We start from the raw sequence: 6,136 nt of genomic DNA on the forward strand, positions 1-6,136 counted from the left end.
TAGTAGTAGCTGGCGGTGTGCCCCACCTCCACCGTCCCTTGCTGCACCGCGTCCATTACCTGAAGCCCCGGCACGATCTCCCCGGCCTGGTGGGGCCGGATTTGGAACCGGCCCCCCGTGAGCTGGGAGACCCGCTCCGCCAACACCTCTGCCGCCCCGTAGATGGTGTCCAGGCTCCTGGGGAAGCTGGAGGCCAGGCGCCAGCGCACCTGGGGCTGGGTTTGGGCGAAAACCGGGCCGAAGGCTGCGCTGGCCGCTATACCAATACCTGCCTTTTTCAAGAATTCGCGTCGCCTCATTTGGACCTCCTTGAGGGTCGTGGAGATTATATCCTAACGCATGCTGAAAGGCGCAAGTCCGGTCGGCTTTTAGCCCGTTTGGGGGGCTTCCGTTTTTGAGTGGGGTCTTGTCGAAGGGGTTATACTCTAGCCATCATGAAGCTGATTCGCTTTGGAGCAGGTCAGTGGGGCGTTCTGGAGGGGGAGAGCGTGCTGGAAACTGACGGCCCAGCAGGCAATCCAACGGGCCGTCGGTTTGAGCTGGGGGAGCTGACCCTTCTGGCTCCTGCCACCCCCAGCAAGATCGTCTGTGTGGGGCGCAACTATCTGGACCACATCCGCGAGATGGGCCACGACTTTGGCGGCGACCTACCCAAGGAGCCGGGGCTTTTTCTGAAGGGGCCCAACGCCCTGGCCCACCCAGCCAACCCGGCCCAGCCCTACCAGTCGGGCGATGTGGTGCCCTACCCCAGTTTTAGCCGGCTTTTGCACTACGAGGGTGAGCTGGCAGTGGTCATCGGGCGGCGCATGCGGGATGTTCCTGAGGAGGAGGCTTTGGGCTATGTGCTGGGCTACACCTGCGCCCTTGATGTGACCGCGCGGGATGTCCAGAAGACCGACCTGCAGTGGGTACGGGCCAAGTCTGCCGATAAGTTCTGCCCTTTGGGGCCGTGGCTGGAGACCACCCTTGACCCCCAGAACACCACCCTGCGCACCTACGTCAACGGCGAGCTACGCCAGGAGGCCCATACGGGCCTGATGATTTTTCCGGTGGCTCGAGTCCTTTCCTACATCAGCGGCTTCATGACCCTCGAGCCGGGCGATGTGGTCCTCACCGGTACCCCCGAGGGGGTGGGCGAACTCAAGCCGGGGGATCGGGTGGAGGTGGCCGTTGAGGGAATCGGCAGCCTGCACGTGCGGATTGGGGGCTAGAGGGCAGAAGGGGCATGTTCCGCTCCCGCAGAACACCTAAGGGTGGTGGGGTCTTCCTGGAAATGGACGCAGCCAAGGCGCAGGCCCGCGCCCGAGGGATGGAGGTGGTTGACCTCTCCATTGGAGCCTCTGACCTTCCCCCGCCCCCAGAGGCGCTGAGGGCCCTCAAGGAGGCGGTGGACGACCCCTCTACCTACGGCTACTGCCTCAAATCGGGCACACTTCCACTCCTGGAGGCGGCGGTGGCCTGGTATGCCCGGCGCTACGGGCTCGAGCTGGACCCCAGGCGTGAGGCGCTGGTTCTCATTGGGTCGCAGGAGGGGCTGGCGCACCTGCTTCTGGCCGTTGCCGACCCGGGTGAGGTCCTCCTGATGTGCGAGGTGGCCTATCCCTCGTATTTTGGGGCGGCGCAGATAGCAGGTTTAGAGACCTACCTGATGCCTTTGGGAAAGGACCTGCTGCCCAATCTTTGGGCTGTTCCAGAAGAGGTGGCCCGGCGCGCCCGGGTACTGCTGCTCAACTACCCCAACAACCCCACCGCTGCCCTGGCCTCGGAAGAGTTCTTCGCTGAGGCCCTGGCCTTCTGCCGGCGCTACAACCTGCTCCTGATTCACGACAACCCCTACCTGGACCAGGCCCTGGAACCTACCCCCTCCCCCCTGGCCTTGCCCGGCGGGCGGGAGCGGGTGGTGGAGCTGTTCAGCTTTTCCAAAAGCTACCATCTGGCTGGGTTTCGCCTGGGCTTTGCCCTGGGAAATGCCGAGGCCATCGCCAGCCTGGAGGCCCTAAAGGCGCCCATAGACTTCAACCCCTACCTGGGGGTTCAGCGGATGGGCATAGCTGCCCTGCAGATTCCCGAGGAACGCTTGCGCGCCGACGCCCAGATCTGGGCTCGCCGCCGCGAGGTGATGGTAAAGGCCCTGGCCCAGCAGGGGTGGGTGGTCCCGCTGCCTCGAGCAGGGATGTACCTTTGGGCTCGGCTTCCCCCGGGATGCCCGCTGGATGACCTTGGCTTTACCAAGGAGTTGGTGGCTTCCACAGGGGTAGCCCTCGCGCCGGGCCGGGCCTTTGGGCCGGGCGGGGTGGGGTACGTGCGGTTTGCCTTGGTGCAGCCTGAGGGGGTGTTGCGCCAAAGCGCCCAGCAAATAGGGGCCTTTATTCAGCGGTGGAGCTAGCCCCTGCCCTGCGATAGGGCCCAAAGCGCTTCTCCCAGGTGGTTTTGGAGCTTTAGGGGGTGTTTTGGGCTCATCGGACGCAGCTGGTGTGTCTTTATGGGTCTAGTGGATCTCCACACCGTAGCGCTGGGCTGGTTTTTCCTCCTCACTGCTTTCTTGCTGGCCTTTGCAGTTCTGTTGGGAGGTGCTTCGGGATTGGAAAGACCCGGCGCGCCAGATAAACAGCCCCTGCCGGCACACCAAGAGAGCTAGCAGCCTTTGTGGAGTTCAATCACCTTTTCCACTGCCCGCGCGTAACCGAGGCGGTAGGCCTCAATGCCCGGCTGAGGCAGCGGTGAGGAGAGCTCCGCTGGGGTGGTGGCCTGCAGGGCCTGGGCCACGTCCAAGTAGACCCCCGCCCCCACCAGGGCCAGGATTCCGGCCCCCCGGGCGGCCCCCTCGTCGCCCGAGACCCGCACCACCGGCACCCCCAGGGCCCCGCTCAGAAGCGAGAGCCACAGGTCGGAGGCCGCGCCCCCACCGGTGGCCAGCAGCCGCTGGACTTCGGCCAGGGGGCGCATCACCTGGTAGACCTCGCCTAAGCTGAGGGCCACCCCCTCCAGCACCGAGCGCACCAGATGCCCCCGCTTGTGGGCCAGCGAAAGCCCCACAAAAGCCCCCCGCAGGTGGGGGTTCAGGTAGGGGCTGCGCTCCCCAGCCAGGAAGGGCAGGAAAAGCAGACCCTCGCTCCCTAACGGAGCCGCCTCAGCCTCAGCAAGGAGGGTTTCCAGGCTCACCTCGGGGAAGAGGCCCCGGAGCCACTCGAGGCTCCCCGCCGCGCTCAGGGTCACCCCCAGCAGGTGGTAGCCCCCGTCGGCGTGGGCGAAGAGGTGCACCCGGCCTTCAGGCTCAGGGGTGGGTACTTCCAGGGGGATGAAAATCACCCCGCTGGTGCCCAGCGAGACGCTCCCCACCCCCTTTCGGTGGCGCGAGACCCCCAGCCCCAGGGCCGCCGCCGCATTGTCGCCGGCCCCGGCCACCACCGGCAGGCCCGCCGGTAGGCCGGTCTCGCGGGCCCACTCGGGCTGCAGGGTTCCCACCACCCGCTCGCTGGGGCCGAGCTCCGGAAAAAGCCCCTCTTCAAGCCCCAGGCTGTGCAGAATCTCGCTGTCCCAGCGCTTTTCCGCCAGGTTCAAAGCCCCCACCCCGGAGGCGTCGGAGTACTCGCTGGCCCAGGCCCCGGTCAGGGCAAAGGCCAGGTAGTCCTTGGGCAACAGCACCTTGTAAAGCCGCCGGAACAGCTCGGGCGAGTGGTTTCTGAGCCAGAGCAGCTTGGGAAGCTGGAAGCCCGTCACCGCCGGGTTGCCGGTGCGCCGGATGAGCTCCCTCTGCGGGAGGGCGGCCTCGATTTGCGCCACCTCCTCTGCGGTGCGCTGGTCGTTCCACAAGGGCGCTGGCGCCAGGGGCTGCCCGGCCCGGTCCAGAAACACCGCCCCGTGCATCTGCCCCGAGAGGCCCAGGCCCACCACCTCGGCCCCGCCCAGCTTCTCGCGCAGGGCCTTCAGGGCCTCCCGTGCGGCCCGAAGCCAGTCTTGCGGCTCCTGCTCGGTCCAGCCGGGGCGGGGGGTGTGCAGGGGGTAGGTGGCTTTGGCCTCGGCCACCTTGCGGCCCTGCTCGTCCAGGGCCACCGCCTTGAGCCCGCTGGTGCCCAGGTCGAGGCCCAGGGCCAGCCTCATCCCCGCACCCCCAGGAGGTGCTCCACGGCGAGCTGGTCGAGGGCCTCCAGGGCGTAGCCGCGCGAACGGCGGGCCTCGGGCAGGGTGAACTCTTTGAGCCTTTGGGCCTTCTCCCGGCTGTAGGCGCCGAGCAAGGTTAGTGGCTCGGGGTCGGCCCGGTAATACTCGTCTAGAAGGGCCTTTACCTCGGGGTCTTCGCGGAAGGCCCGGGCCTTTTCCTTCAGAATCAGGTAGGTGCGCATGCAGCCCCTGGCGAAGGCCCAGACCCCGGCCTCGTCCTCGGTGCGCAGGGCGTGGGCGTCGAAGTGGCGGGGGCCTGTGTAGCCGCTGTGCTCGAGCAGGTCCACCAGGAAGAACGAGGCCTTGAGGTTCTCGGCGCCGAAGCGCAAATCCTGGTCGAAGCGGCTCATGCGCTGGTCGTTGAGGTCAATGTGAAAGAGCTTGCCCGCCTCGAGGGCCTGGGCCACCGCGTGCACGAAGTTGAGCCCGGCCATGGTCTCGTGGGCGAACTCGGGGTTGAGGCCGAAGAGGTGGGGCTGCTCCAGGGTGCCAATCAGGGCCAGCATGCTCCCCACGGTGGGCAGGTAGATGTCGCCCCGCGGCTCGTTGGGCTTGGGCTCCAGGGCAAAGCGGTAGCCGTAGCCCTGGTCCTCCGAGTAGGCGGCCAGGAAGTTGAGGGCCTCGCGGAACCAGGCCCAGGCCTTCTGCGCCTTGCCGGTGGCGTCCACCTCGGCCCCCTCTCGGCCCGGCCAGACCACGTAGATCTGGGCCCCCAGCTCGGCCCCCAGGTCGAGGGTCTCGAGGCTCTTCTTCAGGGCATAGGCCCGCACCCAGGGGTCGGGGCTGGTCAGGGCCCCATCCTTGAAGGCCGGGTCCGAGAAGAGGTTGGCCGTCACCATGGGCACCTTTAAGCCGGTCTCGGCCAGGGCCTTCTTGAAGCGGCGCAGGATGGCGTCCCGCTCGGCGGGCGGAGTGCCGCGGGGAATCAGGTCTTCGTCGTGCAGGTTGACCCCGTAGGCCCCCAGCTCGGCCAGCTTGTAGACCACGTAGTCGGGCTCGAGCCGCGCCCGCACCGCCTCGCCAAAGGGGTCGCGCCCGATATTTCCTACCGTCCAGAGGCCAAAGGTAAACTTGTGCTCGGGTCTGGGTTCGTACATCAGCTCACCTCTTCGTAGGTCATTTGCTCCAAAAAGGCCTCCGCCGCCAGCGCCCCCACCCCCAGCAGCGCGGCCTCGCGGCCCAGGGGGGAGAGCATCACCTGCTCAGGTGCGTGCACCGAGAGGGCGTAGCCCGGAAGCCTGGCCCGCACCGATTGCAGGAGGGCCTCGCCGATAGCCTCCACCAGCGGCCCCCCCAGCACCACGCGCTCGGGGTCGAGGGTCGCCAGCACCACCGCCGAAAGCTGGGCCAGCCGTTCGGCCATCTCGCCCAGCCGGGCCGGGGTGGGGGCCTCCTGCCAGCGGCGGTAGCTCAGGAAGGCCTCGGCGCAGCCCCGCTTGCCGCAGCGGCAGGGGGGGCCTTGGGGGTCGAGGGGGATGTGCCCCACCTCCCCCGCGTGGAAGCGGGCCCCGTGGTAGACCTGACGGCCCACCACCACCCCGCCCCCCACGCCCACCCCCAGGCTCAGGTAGACGCAGTGCTCCAGGGCCAGCCCGCCCAGGGCAAAAAGGCCAAAGGCTGCGGCGTTGGCCTCGTTCTCCACCACCGCGGGAATCCCTTCCAGGCCCAGGCCCAAGAGGGCCTCCCGGAAGTGCTCCAGCAGGGGCAGGTCGGCCCAGCCCAGGTTGGGGGCCAGGGTCAGGTGGCCCTGGGCTGGCTCCAGCAGCCCGGGAATGGAAAGCCCGGCGGCCAGCACCCGCATCTCCGGAAGGTGGGGTAGGGTGGCCGCCTGCAACATCGCCAGGGCCTCGGCCAGGCTGGGCGGGGCCGGGGGCAGAACGAGACGAAGCCGCACCTCTCCCCGGAGGTTCAGCAGGGCCACGGCCATCCGGTCGAGGTCAATCTCCCAGGCCAGCACCAGATGCCGCTGGCCCTC

Annotated in this window: 6 protein-coding genes; 2 read left to right on the plus strand and 4 right to left on the minus strand. The window is 67.7% G+C overall.

The genetic code is table 11. From position 1 onward, the window contains the following. The coding region (locus tag NZ849_RS03835) for a twin-arginine translocation signal domain-containing protein (RefSeq protein WP_295404314.1) at positions 1–299 on the minus strand (299 nt) is incomplete at its 3' end. Positions 300–434: 135 nt separating this feature from the next. On the opposite strand from NZ849_RS03835, the gene NZ849_RS03840 reads away from it, so the two are divergent. Then, positions 435–1,211 carry a fumarylacetoacetate hydrolase family protein gene (locus NZ849_RS03840; RefSeq protein ID WP_295404318.1) on the plus strand — a complete coding sequence of 259 codons (777 nt, stop codon included), beginning with the start codon at positions 435–437 and terminating at the stop codon, positions 1,209–1,211. 14 nt (positions 1,212–1,225) lie between these two features. Beyond that, positions 1,226–2,386: an aminotransferase class I/II-fold pyridoxal phosphate-dependent enzyme gene (locus NZ849_RS03845; protein ID WP_295404321.1), complete on the plus strand. Its 1,161-nt coding sequence runs from the start codon at positions 1,226–1,228 to the stop codon at positions 2,384–2,386. Positions 2,387–2,634: 248 nt separating this feature from the next. On the opposite strand, the gene xylB is transcribed toward NZ849_RS03845, so the two are convergent. From xylB to NZ849_RS03860, 3 genes are all read right to left on the minus strand, one after another. Beyond that, positions 2,635–4,101 (minus strand): xylulokinase, encoded by a 1,467-nt coding sequence (gene xylB / locus NZ849_RS03850; protein ID WP_295404325.1) that lies wholly within the window; start codon positions 4,099–4,101, stop codon positions 2,635–2,637. Further along, a complete protein-coding gene (gene xylA, locus NZ849_RS03855; RefSeq protein WP_295404328.1) occupies positions 4,098–5,258 on the minus strand; it encodes a xylose isomerase in 1,161 nt (386 codons plus the stop codon). The genes xylB and xylA overlap by 4 nt, the downstream gene beginning before the upstream one ends. Beyond that, the coding region (locus NZ849_RS03860; RefSeq protein ID WP_295404331.1) for an ROK family protein at positions 5,258–6,136 on the minus strand (879 nt) is incomplete at its 5' end. The genes NZ849_RS03860 and xylA, both read right to left, overlap by 1 nt.

The sequence above is a fragment of the Meiothermus sp. genome, assembly GCF_025060375.1.
GTDB lineage: Bacteria > Deinococcota > Deinococci > Deinococcales > Thermaceae > Meiothermus.

Bases quoted from the DNA above. Each gene is read 5' to 3' on its own strand.
- NZ849_RS03840 (WP_295404318.1), top strand. From the start codon at position 435: ATGAAGCTGATTCGCTTTGGAGCAGGTCAGTGGGGCGTTCTGGAGGGG.
- NZ849_RS03845 (WP_295404321.1), top strand. From the start codon at position 1,226: ATGTTCCGCTCCCGCAGAACACCTAAGGGTGGTGGGGTCTTCCTGGAA.
- xylB (WP_295404325.1), bottom strand. From the start codon at position 4,101: ATGAGGCTGGCCCTGGGCCTCGACCTGGGCACCAGCGGGCTCAAGGCG.
- xylA (WP_295404328.1), bottom strand. From the start codon at position 5,258: ATGTACGAACCCAGACCCGAGCACAAGTTTACCTTTGGCCTCTGGACG.